This is a genomic window from Vibrio sp. QJM3NY_35 (assembly GCF_057785915.1).
In genome coordinates this window covers 283,946-302,151 of the sequence record NZ_CM173508.1, presented here as the reverse complement: position 1 = coordinate 302,151, position 18,206 = coordinate 283,946, and the positions used below count along the sequence as shown (strand labels likewise).

Below are 18,206 nucleotides of genomic sequence, written 5' to 3'. Positions count from 1 at the left end.
AATTATCAAAATAATAAAAAGGAAAAACGATGAACACAGTACTTTCCCCAATTGAAGCGAGAATTATCGGTTGTTTGATCGAAAAAGAAGTCACTACTCCCGATCATTACCCACTGACACTGAACAGTTTAACCACGGCATGTAATCAAAAGAGTAACCGTGAACCTGTTCTCTCTCTTTCTGAGTCAGATGTTTTAGATGCGGTTGATGGTTTAATCGGACGTCGCATGGTGAGTGATGAGAGCAGCTTCAATAGCCGTGTTAATAAGTATCAGCATCGTTTCTGCAACACTGAGTTCGGTGATCTGCAATTTACAGAGCAAGAGAGTGCAATCATTTGCTGTATGTTACTGCGCGGCGCGCAAACGCCTGGTGAACTTCGTACTCGAACGGGTCGCCTTGCAAACTTTAGTGATGTGAAAGAAGTCGAAGCAACATTAGACAAACTCGCTGCAAGAGAAGCAGGTGCCTTGGTTGTGAAGCTGCCACGCGAAGCGGGTAAACGTGAATCACGCTACCAGCACTTGTTGAGCGGTGAAGTGGATGTTGAAGCGTTTGCGACGGCATCAGTAAGTGCGGCTGCCCCCTCTGCAACGAGTGAAAAGTTTGAAGAGCTTGAGTCTGAAGTTGCAAGCCTACGAGCAGAAGTGGCAGAGCTTAAGGCTCTGGTTGAATCACTGCTTTAAATGTCAGATGCTGATAAAAATGCGGATTGGGTCGTGTACTTGATCCGCAATCGTCACAATGCCCTTTATTGTGGCGTGACGAACAATCTAGAACGTCGATTTGAACAACATCAAACCGGTAAAGGCGCCAAAGCTTTAAAAGGTAAAGGCCCGCTAAAGCTGGTTTGGAGTTTTGATGTTGGCTCAAAAAGTGAAGCATTGAAAACCGAATATGCGATTAAGCAATTGCCCAAATCCCGCAAAGAAAAACTGGTATCACTCAAACTGATTATTGAGTGGCAAAAAGACAAAATTCAATATATCGAAGTCTCATAATTCATAGCCAAAATGTTTGTTATTGATTAAATCTTAATAATGTAAAGGACTATAATAAATCAATCTAAGCTTTTGAATTTAAAGGTTAATTAATTCTAATGTGAATGGGCTGAAATCATGATTGAACTGGTCGTTCTTAATCTCCATTCCAAATTAATATATTGCTCATTTAGAATGTCGTTCTAATTAGTGTTAGACGCTATCATTTATCATCGTTGTCCTACATAATATCCATTAGCCATACAAAGAGATGGTGTCATGCTAGGTTAAAAAATGAGCCAAAGTAGCTCATACAAAACGAGAAAAATATGAAACGTTTACTGATGTTGTTTGGACTTGCCGTATTTTCTGCGTCCGCTCTCTCCCATGGTACTCATGTCCTCAATGGGTACTGGGAATACCAAGATTATCTTTCCACTTTTCCAGAACAAAGAGCATTGACCGATAAAATGGTCGAGGCTGTACAAAATCACCCTGTGCCATTGAGAAGAATCCAAGACGAACCAATTACGATTTCCGTGGTGTATCCGGGCCAACAGATCTCGGATTACTGGGTTCGTAATATTCAAGCTTTTGAGAAACGTCTCGATAGGCTGAAGATCCGCTACCAAATAAATCAAGTATTTACCCGTATTAATGCCGATCTCGCGCAGCAGAGTATTTCGTTGCAAGAAGCGATTGAAAACAAGACGGATTATTTGATTTTCACGCTGGATACCACGCGCCACCGCAAGTTTATTGAACACGTGTTGACCTCTACTGACACCAAACTGATTCTTCAAAATATCACGACGCCAGTGCGAGCTTGGGCAGATAGACAGCCATTTATGTATGTGGGTTTTGACCATGCGACAGGCAGCTTAAAGCTGGCGGACTATTTTAAACAAGTAAGTCCACCAGACAGTAAGTATTCTGTTTTGTATTACTCACAAGGCTATATCAGTGATGCGCGTGGGGATACTTTTATCCATGAAGTGAATACTGATACCAACTTTACCCTTAAGTCTTCGTTTTACACAAAATCAAACAAAGACAGTGGCTACCAAGCGGCTAAAATCAGCATAGAGAACGATAAGGATCTAGACTTTATCTATGCATGTTCAACGGATGTCGCTCTCGGTGCAATGGAAGCGATTCGTGAATCGGGCCAAGACATCTTAGTGAATGGCTGGGGAGGCGGCTCTGCTGAACTTGAAGCCATTGCAAGGGGCGACCTAGATGTTACTGTCATGCGTATGAACGACGATACAGGCATTGCAATGGCAGAGGCGATCAAGTGGGATCTAGCCGGTTTGGAAGTGCCTACCGTTTACTCTGGTGAATTTGAAATTGTCACCAAGGAAGATTCCCCAGAACGTATTTCAGAACTTAAACAGCGAGCATTTAGGTACTCAGGTCACTAATGAAGAAAAGCTACGCCAGTACACCTAGAAACACTTTAGCTAGACTCATTACGCGTATCGTTATTTTGGTGATAGGCGTGATGGCACTTGGCGTGCTTATTCATAATTATGAAACCAGCAGTAATATCGTACAGCAAGAGACGAATCGAACGGTTCAGCAAACCTCAAGCCTGATCCAAAACATGTTTGATTATCGTTTGTCGGTGCTGCAAATCCATCAAGACAGTAGCTCACACAGTGAAACTCTCAGAGAGTATTTTGATACGGGTAATGACGAGACTCTGAGCTACTTTTTCTTTGGTGTTGACCAACGTGAACCGGATCATGCACCAGATTTACGCTTTGTCTCAACCCACGATGGTTTGGCTTGGGAAGACGGCAACAGTCAATTTTATGGTTTGGATGAGTCCAACTTAAAGCATATTTCTGATGAGGTTTCGTTCAGCAGTAATTGGCATTTTATTAAACTGAGGACAGATATAGGTAAGCGTCACTTGTTGGCTCGCCGTACCCCTATTGTTGATAACGCTACTGGGGAAGTCCTTGGTCAACTCTATATCGCCATTGTGCTTGATAACAACTTCTCTTTGGCTGAGTCAATCCAACAGGGCAGTAATAGCGAAAATATCGTGATTGAAGCGCACGGTACACCGGTGACATCGACATTCAGTGGTGATGAAAGCTACACCATTACTGACATCCTCAATTACCAAATGTACGAACAGTTGCCGCGTCATTTCGTTACCATCGCAACCATTAAGATTAATGCTGTTGAAACTCCTTTAATCATTCGAGCTGTTCAAAAAAATAATAATTTCATTGCGTTAGAAGAGAATTATCAGCGTGCGATCATCGTGGTGATTGTGGTGATCATATTGATGTCTTTTTTTGCTCGAACTTGGATTCAAAAGAGAGTCTCAGCCGAGCTTGATAAGCTAATGGACTTTACTCGTTCGGCAAGTGCTAGCGAAGAGTACAACAAGTTCGATGGCTCTAACATTTTCGAATTTCATCATATTGGTTGTACTCTTGAAGACACCTTTGAGCGCTTATCTGAACAGAATCAAAAATTCCAAGATCTCTTTAACTTTGCTCATTCGCCTATCTTAGTTTGGTCTGAAAAAGGCGATTTGATTCAGATGAACCCCGCCGCTCGCATGGCGTTGTTCGATGCTGATGACAATTATGGTCCAATTGCCCAAGAGTTTGAGCATCGAATGCTACCTAATATGCAAATGGTGGTTCAGGGTTCTAAACTGACGGGTATTAACGTACCCATTGGTGAAAAGGTGTTTCGTTGGAACATGTCTGCTATTCGCGTGGAACACGGCATCACAGGAGTGGTGGTACAAGGGCAAGATATTACTAAGCTTATCGAGGCGGAAAGACAGGCTGATCGAGCAAGAGAAGAAGCTGAGCATCTTGCGAATGTGCGAGCAGACTTCCTAGCTAAGATGAGTCACGAGATTCGCACGCCGCTCAACGGTATTCTCGGTGTGTCTCAGCTGCTGAAGCGCTCTATGCACAATGAAGATAATCGCGAGCAGGTGGATGTACTGTGTAATAGTGCGGAACATTTACTGGCGGTACTTAACGATATCTTGGACTTCTCAAAAATTGAGCAAGGGCAGTTTAATATTCAAAAGAAAGACTTCCGTTTAGGGGAGTTAGTTAATACTTTAGACAGCATCTATCGACCGCTGTGTGAAGATAAATCCGTCGAATTTACCATTGTGAATCACTTGGTTGATGACATTGAAATCAATACCGACCAAGTACGCCTCAATCAGATCATGTTTAATCTGTTGAGTAATGCTTTTAAATTCACTCATCAAGGCGGTATCTCCGTCAGCTTTGAGCTCGAGAGCATCTTTAACTCCGATCACGCCAGCTTAATCGTGCGAGTGCAAGATTCCGGAATTGGTATTGATGAAAGTAAAATTGATGCTGTTTTTGAACCCTTTGTTCAAGCCGAAGAGACCACCACTCGTGAATATGGTGGCACTGGTTTAGGACTTACAATTGTAAAAAATCTGGTCGATATGCTAGAAGGGGACATTCAAGTCCGCAGCGTGATAGGTCAAGGCTCAGAGTTCACGATAGAAATTCCAGTGGTCGTACACGCCAAGCCGCTATTAGTCGATGCTAAGCAACAAGCTGAAGTTGAGCCAGAGGCGTTGTTTAGTCGACCTTTGAATGTGTTGCTGGTGGAAGACAATCACACCAATGCCTTTATTGCTCAGGCTTTCTGTAAGAAATATGGCATGGTCGTCACTTGGGCAAAAGATGGCTTAGAAGCGATAGAGATGGCTAAGACGATTACCTATGACTTGATCTTGATGGATAACCAGCTCCCTAATCTTGGTGGTGTTGAAACCACTCAGCAACTAAGAGGTGAAATTGGTGTGTCTGCCCCTATTTATGCGTGTACCGCAGATGCTCAAGAGTCAACTAGAGACAGCTTTATGGCCGCAGGGGCGAATTACGTGATTGTAAAACCGATTAAAGAAGAGTCGCTGCACCAAGCGTTTGTTCATTTTAAAAACTCATACTGGAATCACACAGAGCACTAGGTTTTAACTTAGCGCTCTTAAACGGACTCTATTGAAGAGGCGTGGCTAACTTGTTGTCGCCACACAAATCCTGATGAGTATATATTTATATAGAACCTGTTTTTATATCGAGTCTGTCTTTATATAGATCCTGAGACAAAGGCTTGTTCCAATAGCAACGTTTTCAACTCATCACTCATATCTAGGTGTTCAGGAAATTGGATACCTAACAGCCAGCCTTGTCTTTGCCTTTTCTTACTCACCACTTTGTAGACCAGATCGTCACCTAAGTACTCATTTAAGTCGGAATTAACTTTTATCTTCCAGCCGACATCAATATCTGATTGCTGCGTAAGATAGATACCGCAGCCTGACGCTGAAAAATCGATCAGTGTGGCATCCAGCGACAAGGTATCAAAAGTGACTTCACAGCTGAAACGTACTTTATACCTTTCGTGTTCACGAATAGGCTTGGTTGCAAAGTTTGAGGGTGGGCGAAGGAAGATTAGATGTGCTGGTGAGGTGATATGAGCCAGTAAATTGGTTTTGAACGCGACAATGTGCCCAAGTTCGGTGTCGGTAATCGCACGAACAATAATATCAACGTTTGTGAGCTTTCTCAGTGTCAGTGCTTCTGTCGCTTTTTGCGTAAGCTCTAAGATAAGGTACTGATCTTCTTTGTGTCCGATATAAAGTGTACTGATCTGGATTGAGTCGTCTGGGCCAAATTCCAATACACCTGCTGTTTTTGTACCTGGCTTTAGGTATCTGAACAGTTCTAAGTTTTTATCTTTATGCATATTCGTTACTGAACAATGTTAATCGTTTGATAAAATAATATAACGTCCTGATAAAACTATGTCATTAGTTTCATTGAGGTAATTAGCAGCGTACAACAAAAAATGAATCGTTATCTCAAGTAAACAACGGCTTACTCTTGTCGTAAAACAAGATACACTGCTGACAGATATATACTTGATGGAGAAATAGTAAATGGAACTGGAAACCTTATTGAATACTCTGGCTGAAACGCCAGAAGCCGTGCAATTTGAAGATACAATGCAAGTGATCGAAGCTCACTATGATTTTTGTGAGCGCGAATTTCGCAATGGTGAGGTCGTGAATGCAGCAGGGCAGAATAATGGTTCGTGTAAGATTTTTGCTTTTGGATTAGAGCAAGGCCTATCAGCAGAGCAAACTCTTGCTTGTTTTGGTCAATTTTATCGTAACGACGTGCTAGGTTTTCCTGAGAACAGCGACCATCAAAATATTCGTAACTTTATGGTTCATGGCTGGAATGGTATCCAGTTTTCTCAGCCTGCGCTGGTTGCAAAAGCGAAGTAGACACTAACCAGGTAGCTATCAGGTCGAAACTTAATCTCAGTATTTTGAAGCGAGAAAATAACCTCTCGCTTTTTTGTCTGCGTTGCACCAGCTTGTAACTTGTTAACTAGTAACGAGCTGAATAGGTTCTAAACTACTGAACAGGCAGGGCAGACAAGCACTTGCGGCATAGACATGCTCCAGCCTTTGGAATATCGCTAGTATCTCGTTTTTCTAGGTCAAAACACCAACACGTCTCTTTGCCCGCACTGATATCGCATTGAGCTAGCTCATTACACTGTGGACATTGGTGAGTCGAACTCTCGCCACTAAGGTTATCCATGACTGACGTTCGTTCGTTTTCAGATAAGCCTTTCCAGCCTATAATCTCATCCATTGTTCGAAAGCAGCCACTACACATTCCGCCATTATTTTTACAAGCCGCTCGGCAAGGTGTTTTCATTTATCTAACCTGTGATTCATTTGGGCTGAAATGTAGCATATTTGTTTCTTCTTGAAGAGCCGTTAGGCTAAGAAATTACTCAGTTAAATTTAGAAATGACCTCGTAATTTTTAGGCTTTTCATGTAGCATCTCGCCCCTTTTGTTGAGTGGGGGATATTATGTTTATTGGATTTGATTATGGAACAGCGAACTGTTCTGTCGCGGCGATGGTTAATGGAGAGCCAAGCCTGTTACCGCTCGAAGGTAACAACCACTATATTCCCTCAACCGTGTTTGCGCCTACCCGTGAGAGTGTTTCTGAACACCTCTTCCGCCACTTGAATATCAAGCCGAGTGATGCGATCGGTGAGCAAGTACTACGACGTGCAATTGCGCAGAACAGAGAAGAGAGCATCGACCTAGTGCCAGAAGACATGGCATTTGGTCAGGCTGCATTGGACTTATACTTAGAAGACCCTCGTGATGTTTATTATGTTAAGTCTCCTAAGTCTTTCCTTGGCGCAAGTGGGTTGCATGATGTTCAGGTGAGTTTCTTCGAAGATTTAGTGTGCGCCATGATGGCAAATATTAAACACCAAGCTGAGCGCACTACTCAAGAGCAGATCAAGCAAGCTGTCATCGGTCGACCAATTAACTTCCACGGTCGAGGTGGTGAAGAGGCGAACAGACAAGCTGAAGACATCCTCACTCGTGCAGCTAAGCGTGCAGGCTTTCTTGATATTGCGTTTCAATTTGAGCCAGTAGCCGCAGGTCTTGATTATGAAAGCACCTTAACTGAAAACCAAACGGTATTGGTTGTGGATATCGGCGGTGGTACCACCGATTGCTCATTATTAGAAATGGGACCAAGTTGGTCTGGGAAGGCAGATCGTACTCAGAGTTTACTTGCGCACAGCGGGCAAAGGGTAGGAGGAAATGACCTCGATATCTACCTTGCTTTTAAACAACTGATGTCGCCTTTTGGTATGGGCAGCAAAGGCATTTCGGGTATCGATATGCCACTGACTCAATTCTGGAATCCAATTGCGATTAATAATGTTGAAGCTCAAAAGAATTTCTATTCAAGAGAAAACCTAACAGCATTGAAATTACTTCGCAAAGAAGCGTCAGAGCCTCAAAAGCTAGAACGTTTGATGAAGGTTTATCACGACACTTTGGGCTACGGTATTGTGCGTAGAGCGGAAGAAGCCAAGATTGCGCTAGCAGAATCCTCTCAATATCGTGCTGCGATTAATGTTGCCTCCGAACTGGTCGAGGTGGATATCTCAATCGAACAGATGGTTGAAGCGATTGAAACACCAAAGTCTAAAATGATTGAGTTGGTTAAAGAAGCGATTCAACAAGGCCAGAAAAAGCCAGATGTCATCTACATGACGGGTGGTTCTGCACGTTCGCCTATCCTTCGAGAAGCGGTACAACAAGCTGTACCGAATGTGCCTATTGTGAGTGGTAATTACTTCGGTTCAGTAACCGCAGGTTTAGCTCGTTGGGCTGAGGTTTGCTTCAAATAAGAGTCCAATGATGAGTTATGAAGGGCAACCAGTCGCTGATTGGTTGCCCTTTTTTTGTTTTTTCTCTAATGAACTTGCTATTGAGCGATTTTTCCTAGCTCAAATTGGGATTTGTTTCGCAAAACTAAATATTTCAGTTGAGTTCTATGTGTTACAAAATGTTTCAAGGTTAAAGGTTCACCTCTAGATGGTCTGATGAGTTATCTTGGATTTGGATTTTTAATGCGTTTTTAGTGATTATAAAATCAAAAAAAATCAAAATGATTATCTCAAAGAATGAAAAGAATCACCAGTTATTTTCGGGTTATCTACTTGTTTTTAAATGATTTTTTGTTTTTTATGGTGCAATTTTTTTTATTTTATATATTTTAATGCAACTTTCTTGTCATTCGTATATTAGGGTTTCTCTACTTGTTAAATGCAGGTAACAACTTCTCCGTAAGCACGAGGTTGTTAGTGAATAACTCACCCAGTTACATAATGGATATGACAATGAATAAGAAACTTTTAGCGCTAGCAATTTCTGGTGCAGTATTTGGTACACAGGCAGTTGCAGTAGAACTTTACAACGAAGACGGCACTGCATTTTCTGTAGGCGGTCACGTTTCAGTAAACGTAAACGGTTCTGAAAAAGATGATGCTTCAGTAGGTACAAACTCTCCACGTATCAACTTCAACGCTACTCAAGAATTGGGAAATGGCTTTACAGCTGACGCTAAAGGCGAATGGGCACTTAACTACCTAGATGGCGGTGATGATACATTTACTACTCGTCTTGGTTATGTAGGTCTAACTCATGATGAGCTTGGTCGCGCAGTTGCTGGTACTCAGTGGGCACCATACTATGATGTAGCAGGTTCTACAGATATGCCAATCGCTTTCGCGAATGATTTCCTATACGACAACCACGGTGCTCTTGGTACTGGCCGTGCTGACAAAATGTTAAGCTACCGCAACGCATTTGATCTGGGTGAAGCTGGCGAATTTAGCTTTGGTCTAGGTTGGCAAGGTGATAACGATGTTACTACTGAAACAGAAACGGTTGGTAACAACGGTGTAGTTATTACAACGCGTTCAACTGCATCTTACGGTGATCGCGTTCAAGCAACTCTAGGTTACTCTATTGCTGGTGTTAAACTAGGCTACGCGTTCAATACTGGTGACTTCACTGAAGGTGGTGTTTCTAAGACTGCTGAGTCTCACCTAGTATCTGCTGCATACGGTTCATACGGTTCAGGTTTATACCTAGCGGGTATCTACGCTTCAAACGAAAACATGAACGTAGGCCTTGAAGAAAGCACTGCGTACGAATTGCTAGCAGCTTACGCTCTTGCAAATAGCCTAAACCTAAGCGTTAACTACGAAGTAGTTGAAGGTGAAGCAACGAAAGGTGCTGCTACACAGACAGACCGTGAAGAGTTAGCTCTACAAGCTGAATACAACTTCACTAGCAACTTTGTTGGCTACACTGGTTATCAGTTCGATCTAAACGACGAAACTGGTTACAAGTCTGACGACAAGTGGACTCTTGGTGCTCGTTACTACCTGTAAGCCGCTAACTAATTTAGCATAGTGTTTACTCCTTAAGTTTACCTTTTAGGATACTGTCCTAGACACCATGCTAAGCCCTCTCAAACCTTTTGGTTGGAGAGGGCTTTTTTCGTTTAGAACTTTTATCTGGATTGTTATTCGTACTGCTGCGATCTTCGGATAAAAGTATTTAAATCATTGAATTGAGCTCAAGATCAGAATTTAGATATTGGTAACCATCTTGTCGAAGACTCTGTTTTTATGATGCGTTAAACTCTGCACTCCAAAAAATAGTTCAGGGATAAACTATGAGCAGCGTTGTAGGGCAGGAACAATTGATGAATTCGAAACGAACCGCAACACCAACTAAAGTGTTGTGTGTTGGACGTAATTATGTCGATCACATCGAAGAACTCAATAACGCAATCCCAGACTCTATGGTGGTTTTCAATAAACCGAGCACCAGTGTTACGTCATCTCTCTCTTCTTTTCACCAAGAAGCCCTGCACTATGAAGCTGAAATCTGCTTCATCGTTGAAAATGGTCAATACTCAGCGGTAGGTTTAGGGTTAGATCTTACCAAACGTGAATTGCAAAGTAGCTTAAAAGCGAAAGGCCTGCCTTGGGAACGCGCCAAAGCGTTTGATGGCTCAGCCGTGTTTAGTCGCTTTGTTCCAACAGATAACCTAGATATCACAGACTTAAATCTGGAGCTGTTTATTAACTGTGTTCGCGTTCAAAAAGGCCACGTTGAGCAGATGCTATATTCCCCACAAACTATCCTCGAAGAGCTATCTTCTTACACGACCTTGCTTGATGGTGATGTTGTCATGACAGGCACACCCAAAGGTGTTGGCGAGGTGCATCGAGGTGATATCTTCCTCGGTCGTCTAAAGTGTGGTGAAACGACATTGATTGAGATCGAGTGGGTAGCGAGTTAATTAATACTCTATATTCAGTTAATAAGTTGGTGTAAGTGGTTAAAGTTGGTTTTTAATTCGAATATATATCCTCCTTACAACTAATTGCATCTGGAAGGGTGTTGGTAATTGATATAAAATCCGCCTCCGTTTTTATCAATACTGAACCCCATGATCGACTTAGCCATCTTACCTGTTTACCTAACTGCTGTTGTTGCCCTTCTTCTTTTGCCTGGCCCTGATATGTTACTCATTGCGAGCTCGAGTATGAGCTACGGCCGTAAGGTTGGTGTGTTTGCAAGTTTAGGTAATGCGACTTCTGGAATCATTCTGACAGTATTGGCGGCAATGGGTGTTTCAGCATTGATTGCGATGAGCCCAATAGCTCTAAATGCCCTTCACCTGTTAGGCGGTACCTACTTATTGAAAATGGGGTGGGATTGCCTTCGAACAGAACAGGGTAACGCGCCTGAGTTAAGCGATAACTTTGCAGCAAAAGCCTACTACCAAAGAGCGTTAATCAGTAACCTGCTTAATCCTAAAGCGCTGGTTTTCTTTGTGATGTTTTTGCCACAGTTTGTATCGACGAACATTGAAGCGACTTCTGGTGAGCAGATGCTTGTTCTAGGTTTATTGTTGAATGTTCTCGGCTTAACGTTCAACTTTTTGCTGGTGGCTTTAGTGGGTACGATTGGTAAGTCTCTCGTAGAAAACGCAAAGTTTCGTACCTATCAACAGAAAGTGATGGGTGGAGTCTTCATCGTGTTGGCTATCTGGATGTTGTCGTCTTTCTTTACTTCGTAGACGAATCAAATCAGACATATTCTCGTGGTTAGCCGCTGAGACAAAAATGGACGCTTCGAGCGTCCATTTTTTATATTTAACCGTTATATGTTGAACGCGCTAACTGCTATGAATTTAACTCTTGTTGGTGCTGTTCAATCAGTTTCTCCATGTACTTCTCACCGCGCAGGCGAGTGTCTTCATAGGTTTCTGTCCCTTCAAACTTTGTCACCGTTTCATAATAGACCTTCACTTTTGGCTCTGTGCCTGAAGGTCTTACGATGATGCGTGAACCGTCTTCGAGATGATAAATGAGTACGTCACTCGCGGGCAGGTTAATTGCCTCGGTAGCCCCACCGACAATAAAGCGCAGAGAAGACTGCAGATCTTCAATCACAGAGATAGCGACACCGTTGATTGCTTTAGGCTGCGCTGAGCGGAGCTTAGAACCAATCGATGGTGAATCTGGGTCTAGGGCAATACTTCGTTGAGCGTTGGTGTGAACCCCATGTTCAAATGAAATCTGAGCGAGGAGATCCCAAACCGTTCGGCCTTGAGATTTTAACTCCTCAACCAATTGAGCAAACACGACAATAGCCGATAGCCCATCTTTGTCTCGTACCTGAGTGCCAATTGTGTAGCCTAACGCTTCTTCATAGGCGAACAAGAGCTCGTTCTGCTCATCTTCTAATTGCATGCCAATATTCGCTAACCATTTAAAACCTGTCAGCGTTTGGAAATAAGTCGCTCCATGAGATTGAGCCACTTTTTCAAGCAAGGTTGAAGATACGATACTGTTACCAACTAATTGGTTTTTGGTATGCGGCTTTGAGAGTAGATAATGAGCGAATAGCACGCCGACTTGGTCACCTGTTAGCATTTTGTATGAGCCATCATCTGTTCTCACTGCAACCGCAAATCGGTCTGCATCTGGGTCATTGGCACAAGCAATGTCGGCATCGACACTTTTTGCTAAGTTAACCACCAGATCCATCGCGCCTTTTTCTTCCGGGTTCGGGAAGTTGACGGTCGGGAAGTTACCATCGGGCTCTCTTTGCTCGGCGACGCTGAATACCTTATGGAAACCAGAATCATGAAGTAGATCCTCAGCCATTTGTGCGCCGACACCATGCATTGCGGTATAGGTGATAGTGGTGTTCGCCGATTCGATCTCTTTACTCACGTATGGGCTCTGATTGATCGCAGCGCGGTAGGTTTGATAATAGCCTTCAGTTAACCACACCAATTTTCCTTGCGTTTCAGCGTCACTTAGGCTCATTAAAGGGAGCGGCTTGGTTGATGCGATATCGATTTCAGCGGCAATGCCTGCATCGTGAGGAGGAATGATTTGAGCGCCATTCTCCCAGTACACTTTAAAACCATTGTATTCCGGTGGGTTGTGGCTGGCCGTCACCACAACGGCAGCGGCGGCGTTGAAGTGTTCAATACCAAAGGCAACGATAGGGGTCGCTGCGACATTCGAGGTTAGGTAAACCTTAATGCCTAAAGCCGTGAGCACGGAAGCGGTATCAATCGCGAACTGCTTGGAATCTAAACGGCCGTCATAACCGACGACCACACCGCGGATGGTCGCATTGGCGACATGTTCGATTAAGTAGTGGCCGAGCCCGGTTGCTGTTTCCTGTATGACTAAACGGTTCATTCGATTTGGGCCGCATCCAACTTTTCCTCTAAGCCCTGCTGTTCCGAACTCTAATCGTTGGGTAAAGCGGTCTTCAAGTTCGTCGTGCATTCCCTCATCGATGAGGTGTTGAAGTTCTTCACGAGTTCTTGGGTCTGGGTCTCTCGCTAACCAATTCATTGCATCTTGCATAATCACTAAACCTTTTAATGTCTGTATGACTTACTGTTGATTTAATTTAAGTGATATTGATTATCATTTCTATGAAAGCAATCGTAAAACTCGATATAAAATAAATTCCAACGGCAAGAGGGCACGTAGATTAAGCCACTTCAAATAATTGACTGTTTAGTAAGTAAACTTACCTTGAACAATTGGATATCACTAACTAGCCTTTTACATAAATATAACAAAATTTAACAAATTCGCCGTTTTTGAATCTTTCATGGAAACCTCCAACGCTTTTGAACTGTATTAGTTCTTAGGTGATGTGAGGTCAGCAGTCCGCTTACAGGCCATTTCCATGTGAGTTGTAGATTGAGATTCAGCCTTTTCATGTGTAGCCGGAATAACAATGAATGTTGTCCAGCTCGCAACGACATTTAGGTCGCAAGTATCCAATTAGGAAGGATAAGGAGAGCTCTTTTGAAAAGATTACTGGTTAGGCTAGCGTGGCTTTTGAAGAGTTTTGTTGTGCTTTTAGTATCGCCTTTAGTGCACGCAAGCAGTGATTACAACATGACTCAAGGCGTCACTGAGATCAGTGGTAAGGTGTATGAACTTCATATGCTGATCTTCTACATCTGTTGTGCGATTGCCTTTGTTGTTTTTGGTGTGATGTTTTATTCGATTTTGAGGCACAGGAAATCGAAGGGCGCAGTTGCTGCCCATTTTCATGAAAGCACGAAAGTCGAAATTGTTTGGACCATCATCCCTATCATCATCCTCATCGCTATGGCGATACCCGCCACCAAAACCTTGATCGCGATGGAAGATACCTCCCAATCAGATCTGACCGTTAAAATCACTGGTTCACAATGGAAATGGCATTACAGCTATTTTGGTGAAGACGTCGAATTTTTCAGCCTTCTAGCGACCAGTGATAAAGAGATTGAAGGCCTCGAAGTGAAAGGCGCGCATTACTTGCTAGAAGTTGATAAGCCGCTTGTACTGCCTGTTGACCGTAAAGTTCGTTTCTTGATGACTTCCGATGATGTGATTCATTCATGGTGGGTGCCAGCATTCGCCGTTAAGAAAGATACCATTCCGGGTTTTATCAATGAGGCTTGGACTAAGATAGATGAGCCTGGTGTCTACCGAGGGCAGTGTGCAGAGTTGTGTGGTCGTGCCCATGGCTTCATGCCAATCGTGGTGCACGCCATGGAAGAAGATGAGTTTGACGCATGGCTAGCGGAGCAGAAAGAATTAGCGATAGCTGAACAACAAGCCGCGAAAGATGCATTAGATGCGTCACTTTCCTTGGCGGAGTTGAATACCATCGGTGAAGAGGTTTACAAAACTCGATGTGCGGTTTGTCACCAAGCAAACGGTGAGGGCATTCCCGGAGCATTCCCTGCCATCAAAGGAAGTCCTATAGCCCTTGGTGATGTGGATGTTCACATCGACACCATTGTTTATGGTCGTGGCGGTACGGCGATGCAAGCGTTCGATAATCAGTTAACTGAGAAAGAGATCGCGGCGGTAGTGACTTATCAACGAAACGCTTGGGGTAATGACACCGGGGATATTGTTCAGGCTTCAGATATCAACGCTTATAAGGCGAAGCAAGAAGGCAGTTCTGAAAGCTCAACGGATGATGCACAAAATGATGCTAAGGATCAGTTATGAGTTCATCAATCAATAAGCCGGTGAAATCGGCTCCAGCAGAAGATCAAGTACTGAGCCATTCTGCGGAAGGCACCTTGGGCAATAATGATTTGCCTGTTGATGATCACGATTCACATGCGGCACCTAAAGGTTGGGCTCGTTGGCTGTATTCAACCAATCATAAAGACATTGGTACACTTTATTTGTGGTTCAGCTTTGCAATGTTCTTAACGGGCGGCGCCATGGCGATGGTGATCCGTGCGGAGCTATTCCAACCGGGTTTACAACTTGTTGAGCCAGATTTCTTCAATCAGATGACTACAGTCCATGGTTTAATCATGGTATTCGGTGCCGTAATGCCTGCATTTACGGGTTTGGCTAACTGGATGATTCCGATGATGATCGGTGCACCAGATATGGCGCTGCCGAGAATGAACAACCTCAGTTTCTGGATCTTGCCTTTTGCGTTTCTAATCTTAATCGGATCTTTGTTTACAGAAGGGGGCGGCCCGAGCTTTGGTTGGACCTTTTATGCGCCACTCTCGACAACTTATGGCCCAGACAGTACCGCGCTATTCGTATTCTCAGTTCATATTATGGGGATCAGTTCGATCATGGGGGCGATTAACGTGATCGTAACCATAGTGAACATGAGAGCGCCGGGTATGACTTGGTTCAAGCTACCGATGTTCGTATGGACATGGTTAATTACCGCTTTCTTGCTGATAGCCGTGATGCCCGTGCTCGCGGGGGCTGTGACTATGGTACTGACCGATAAATATTTTGGGACTAGCTTCTTTGATGCCGCTGGTGGTGGGGACCCGGTGATGTTCCAGCACATATTCTGGTTCTTTGGGCACCCCGAAGTGTACATCATGATCTTGCCATCTTTTGGTATTGTCTCAGCCATCATCCCTGCATTCAGTGGTAAGCGCCTGTTTGGTTATCACTCGATGGTTTATGCGACCTGTAGTATCGCACTGTTGTCATTCTTGGTTTGGGCACACCACATGTTCACCACGGGTATGCCAGTATTTGCCGAACTGTTCTTCATGTATTGCACCATGTTGATAGCGGTGCCGACCGGTGTGAAAGTCTTCAACTGGGTGGCGACCATGTGGCGGGGTGCTTTGACCTTTGAAACACCAATGCTGTTTGCGATTGCCTTCATTGTTTTGTTTACGATTGGCGGGTTATCTGGATTGATGCTCGCTATCGTGCCAGCTGATTTCCAATACCACGATACTTATTTTGTGGTGGCTCACTTCCATTATGTTCTGGTAACCGGTGCCGTGTTCTCGATTATGGCTGCTGCCTATTATTGGCTGCCTAAGTGGACCGGACATATGTACGACCACAAGCTCAGCCTGTGGCATTTCTGGACGTCGGTGATTTCAGTCAATGTACTGTTCTTCCCGATGCACTTTTTAGGGTTAGCGGGTATGCCGCGTCGTATTCCTGATTATGCGATTCAGTTTGCTGACGTTAACCAAGTCGTGTCGATTGGTGGTTTTGCGTTTGGATTGTCTCAGCTAATTTTCTTATGGCTAGCGATTAAGTGCGTAAGAGGGGGAGAGCCTGCGCCAAGTAAGCCTTGGGATAGAGCTGAAGGTCTTGAATGGACAGTACCAAGCCCTGCGCCTCACCACACCTTTACTCATCCGCCGAAAGTGGATTAGAGGGCAGAAACATGAGTGATAAGCAAAGCGATCCCAATCAAGATAAAAAACAACCTAAGCGCCTGTCTAATAAGCGATCGACCAAAAAGCTGACGGGCTACTTGGTGTTGAGCGTGGTTGCGATGTTTGGCTTCGGTTTCGCTTTGGTGCCGCTCTACGATGTGATGTGTGAGGCCTTAGGCATCAATGGTAAAACTAATACTGTTTCAGCGGTGCAACCTCAGGGAATGCAGCCAGACTACTCTCGTACGGTTCGAGTCGAATTCATGTCCCACATCAAGCCAGATATGCCATGGCAGTTTTCGCCTGAGGTTCGAGTGTTAGAGGTTCATCCTGGCGAGGTGGTTCAAACTAACTACATTGCCAGAAACCTTTCTGGAGCTTCACTGGTTGGCCAAGCCGTACCATCGGTTTCTCCGGGAATGGGAGCGACCTATTTTAACAAGATGGAATGCTTTTGCTTTAATCAGCAACCATTGGACGGGCACAAGAGCGTCGAAATGGGTTTGATATTTTACATTGAGCCAGATATTCCAGAATCGATACATACGCTTACGCTCTCTTACACGTTATTCAATATCACGAATGAGGTGGGTGCAGCGGCCAATAAACCTGAGCCTAACGTACTCGCAAGTAACTAGGGATTTACAGAACCAGTATCAACATAAGGAGTTGAGCGATGAGTTCTAAAAAGGAAGTTTATTTCGTTCCACATCAAAGTCACTGGCCATTAGTGGGTGCTGTAGCACTGTTTTTGGTCGCGGTTGGCGCTGGCTTGACGGTGCAAAACATGGGTACCGACGCCGCAGGTGGTGTGTTTGGCAAAGCGGTGTTGTTAGTCGGGTTTGCAGTGCTGCTTTACATGCTCGCAGGCTGGTTTAGTAATGTGATCACGGAATCATTAAGTGGAGTTTATTCTGAGCAGATTTCTCGTTCTTTTAGACAAGGAATGAGTTGGTTTATTTTCTCTGAAATCATGTTCTTCGGCGCTTTCTTCGGCGCGCTTTTCTATGCTCGTATGATTTCTGTGCCTTGGATAGGTGGTGCGGGCAATAATGAAATGACCCATGAAGTATTGTGGCCTATGTTCCAATCAATATGGCCACTAACGACTACCCCTGATGGCGTAACGACACAAGCCATGCCTTGGCAAGGTATCCCGCTTAAGAACACCATTATTCTGCTGCTTTCCTCTGTGACGCTGCACATGGCACATATCAGTCTTGAACAAAATAAGCGTATGGCCTTGATCGTCTGGTTGGAGATAACCATTGTTCTGGCTGGCTTCTTCCTGTTCTTCCAAGTTGAAGAGTATCTTCACGCTTATCAAGAGATGGGGCTGACACTTCAGTCTGGCATCTACGGTAATACCTTCTTTTTGTTGACTGGGTTTCATGGGTTACATGTCTGTTTAGGGACGATCTTTTTGATTGTGTTGCTGGCAAGGGTTGCGAAAGACCATTTCAATCCGAAAGACCACTTTGCGTTCCAAGCGGGCAGTTGGTATTGGCACTTTGTTGATGTGGTTTGGTTAGGGCTGTTTGTGTTTGTTTATGTGCTTTAACGGTTGA

Annotated in this window: 16 protein-coding genes; 13 read left to right on the top strand and 3 right to left on the bottom strand. The window is 44.0% G+C overall.

What is annotated here, in order from left to right:
• The first annotated feature begins 29 nt into the window (after positions 1-29).
• The 4 genes from AC3CH3_RS16760 to luxQ all read left to right on the top strand — a co-directional run bounded on the left by AC3CH3_RS16760 (position 30) and on the right by luxQ (position 4,977).
• Positions 30-686 carry a YceH family protein gene (locus tag AC3CH3_RS16760; protein ID WP_488538752.1) on the top strand — a complete coding sequence of 219 codons (657 nt, stop codon included), beginning with the start codon at positions 30-32 and terminating at the stop codon, positions 684-686.
• Positions 687-1,001 carry a GIY-YIG nuclease family protein gene (locus tag AC3CH3_RS16755; protein ID WP_019823424.1) on the top strand — a complete coding sequence of 105 codons (315 nt, stop codon included), beginning with the start codon at positions 687-689 and terminating at the stop codon, positions 999-1,001.
• A 308-nt stretch (positions 1,002-1,309) separates the two neighbouring features.
• On the top strand, positions 1,310-2,404 hold the full coding sequence (locus tag AC3CH3_RS16750) for an autoinducer 2-binding periplasmic protein LuxP (RefSeq protein ID WP_136973815.1): 1,095 nt from the start codon (positions 1,310-1,312) through the stop codon (positions 2,402-2,404).
• Entirely contained in the window at positions 2,404-4,977 is a 2,574-nt protein-coding gene (luxQ, locus tag AC3CH3_RS16745; protein ID WP_488538751.1) for a quorum-sensing autoinducer 2 sensor kinase/phosphatase LuxQ, read from the top strand. Before AC3CH3_RS16750 ends, luxQ begins: the two co-directional genes overlap by 1 nt.
• Before the next feature lie 119 nt (positions 4,978-5,096).
• On the opposite strand, the gene AC3CH3_RS16740 is transcribed toward luxQ, so the two are convergent.
• Positions 5,097-5,756: a PilZ domain-containing protein gene (locus tag AC3CH3_RS16740; protein WP_488538750.1), complete on the bottom strand. Its 660-nt coding sequence runs from the start codon at positions 5,754-5,756 to the stop codon at positions 5,097-5,099.
• A 193-nt stretch (positions 5,757-5,949) separates the two neighbouring features.
• Here AC3CH3_RS16740 and AC3CH3_RS16735 point away from each other — a divergent pair, with 193 nt between their 5' ends.
• Complete coding sequence (locus tag AC3CH3_RS16735; RefSeq protein WP_019823432.1) at positions 5,950-6,300, top strand: HopJ type III effector protein; 351 nt, start codon at positions 5,950-5,952, stop codon at positions 6,298-6,300.
• 133 nt (positions 6,301-6,433) lie between these two features.
• On the opposite strand, the gene AC3CH3_RS16730 is transcribed toward AC3CH3_RS16735, so the two are convergent.
• Complete coding sequence (locus tag AC3CH3_RS16730) at positions 6,434-6,742, bottom strand: DUF1289 domain-containing protein (protein ID WP_019823434.1); 309 nt, start codon at positions 6,740-6,742, stop codon at positions 6,434-6,436.
• A 159-nt stretch (positions 6,743-6,901) separates the two neighbouring features.
• Here AC3CH3_RS16730 and yegD point away from each other — a divergent pair, with 159 nt between their 5' ends.
• The 4 genes from yegD to AC3CH3_RS16710 all read left to right on the top strand — a co-directional run bounded on the left by yegD (position 6,902) and on the right by AC3CH3_RS16710 (position 11,508).
• On the top strand, positions 6,902-8,254 hold the full coding sequence (yegD, locus tag AC3CH3_RS16725) for a molecular chaperone (RefSeq protein ID WP_029405526.1): 1,353 nt from the start codon (positions 6,902-6,904) through the stop codon (positions 8,252-8,254).
• 492 nt (positions 8,255-8,746) lie between these two features.
• On the top strand, positions 8,747-9,805 hold the full coding sequence (locus AC3CH3_RS16720; protein WP_488538749.1) for a porin: 1,059 nt from the start codon (positions 8,747-8,749) through the stop codon (positions 9,803-9,805).
• A gap of 287 nt (positions 9,806-10,092) precedes the next feature.
• Positions 10,093-10,725, top strand: coding sequence for a fumarylacetoacetate hydrolase family protein (locus AC3CH3_RS16715; RefSeq protein ID WP_488538748.1), 633 nt, complete (start codon positions 10,093-10,095; stop codon positions 10,723-10,725).
• A gap of 150 nt (positions 10,726-10,875) precedes the next feature.
• Positions 10,876-11,508 carry a LysE family translocator gene (locus tag AC3CH3_RS16710; RefSeq protein WP_488538747.1) on the top strand — a complete coding sequence of 211 codons (633 nt, stop codon included), beginning with the start codon at positions 10,876-10,878 and terminating at the stop codon, positions 11,506-11,508.
• Between the two features lie 106 nt (positions 11,509-11,614).
• Here the strand turns inward: AC3CH3_RS16710 and AC3CH3_RS16705 are convergent, their stop codons facing one another.
• The gene (locus AC3CH3_RS16705) at positions 11,615-13,321 is read right to left on the bottom strand and encodes a phospho-sugar mutase (RefSeq protein ID WP_488538746.1); all 1,707 of its coding nucleotides are present in this window, start codon (positions 13,319-13,321) and stop codon (positions 11,615-11,617) included.
• 453 nt (positions 13,322-13,774) lie between these two features.
• On the opposite strand from AC3CH3_RS16705, the gene coxB reads away from it, so the two are divergent.
• From coxB to AC3CH3_RS16685, 4 genes are read left to right on the top strand one after another with little or no spacing between them, the layout of a single operon-like run.
• A complete protein-coding gene (gene coxB, locus AC3CH3_RS16700) occupies positions 13,775-14,977 on the top strand; it encodes a cytochrome c oxidase subunit II (RefSeq protein ID WP_488538745.1) in 1,203 nt (400 codons plus the stop codon).
• Positions 14,974-16,635: a cytochrome c oxidase subunit I gene (gene ctaD, locus AC3CH3_RS16695; RefSeq protein ID WP_488538744.1), complete on the top strand. Its 1,662-nt coding sequence runs from the start codon at positions 14,974-14,976 to the stop codon at positions 16,633-16,635. Before coxB ends, ctaD begins: the two co-directional genes overlap by 4 nt.
• Positions 16,636-16,646: 11 nt before the next feature.
• Positions 16,647-17,276 carry a cytochrome c oxidase assembly protein gene (locus AC3CH3_RS16690; RefSeq protein ID WP_488538743.1) on the top strand — a complete coding sequence of 210 codons (630 nt, stop codon included), beginning with the start codon at positions 16,647-16,649 and terminating at the stop codon, positions 17,274-17,276.
• 38 nt (positions 17,277-17,314) lie between these two features.
• On the top strand, positions 17,315-18,199 hold the full coding sequence (locus AC3CH3_RS16685) for a cytochrome c oxidase subunit 3 (protein ID WP_488538742.1): 885 nt from the start codon (positions 17,315-17,317) through the stop codon (positions 18,197-18,199).
• The last annotated feature ends 7 nt before the right edge of the window (positions 18,200-18,206 follow it).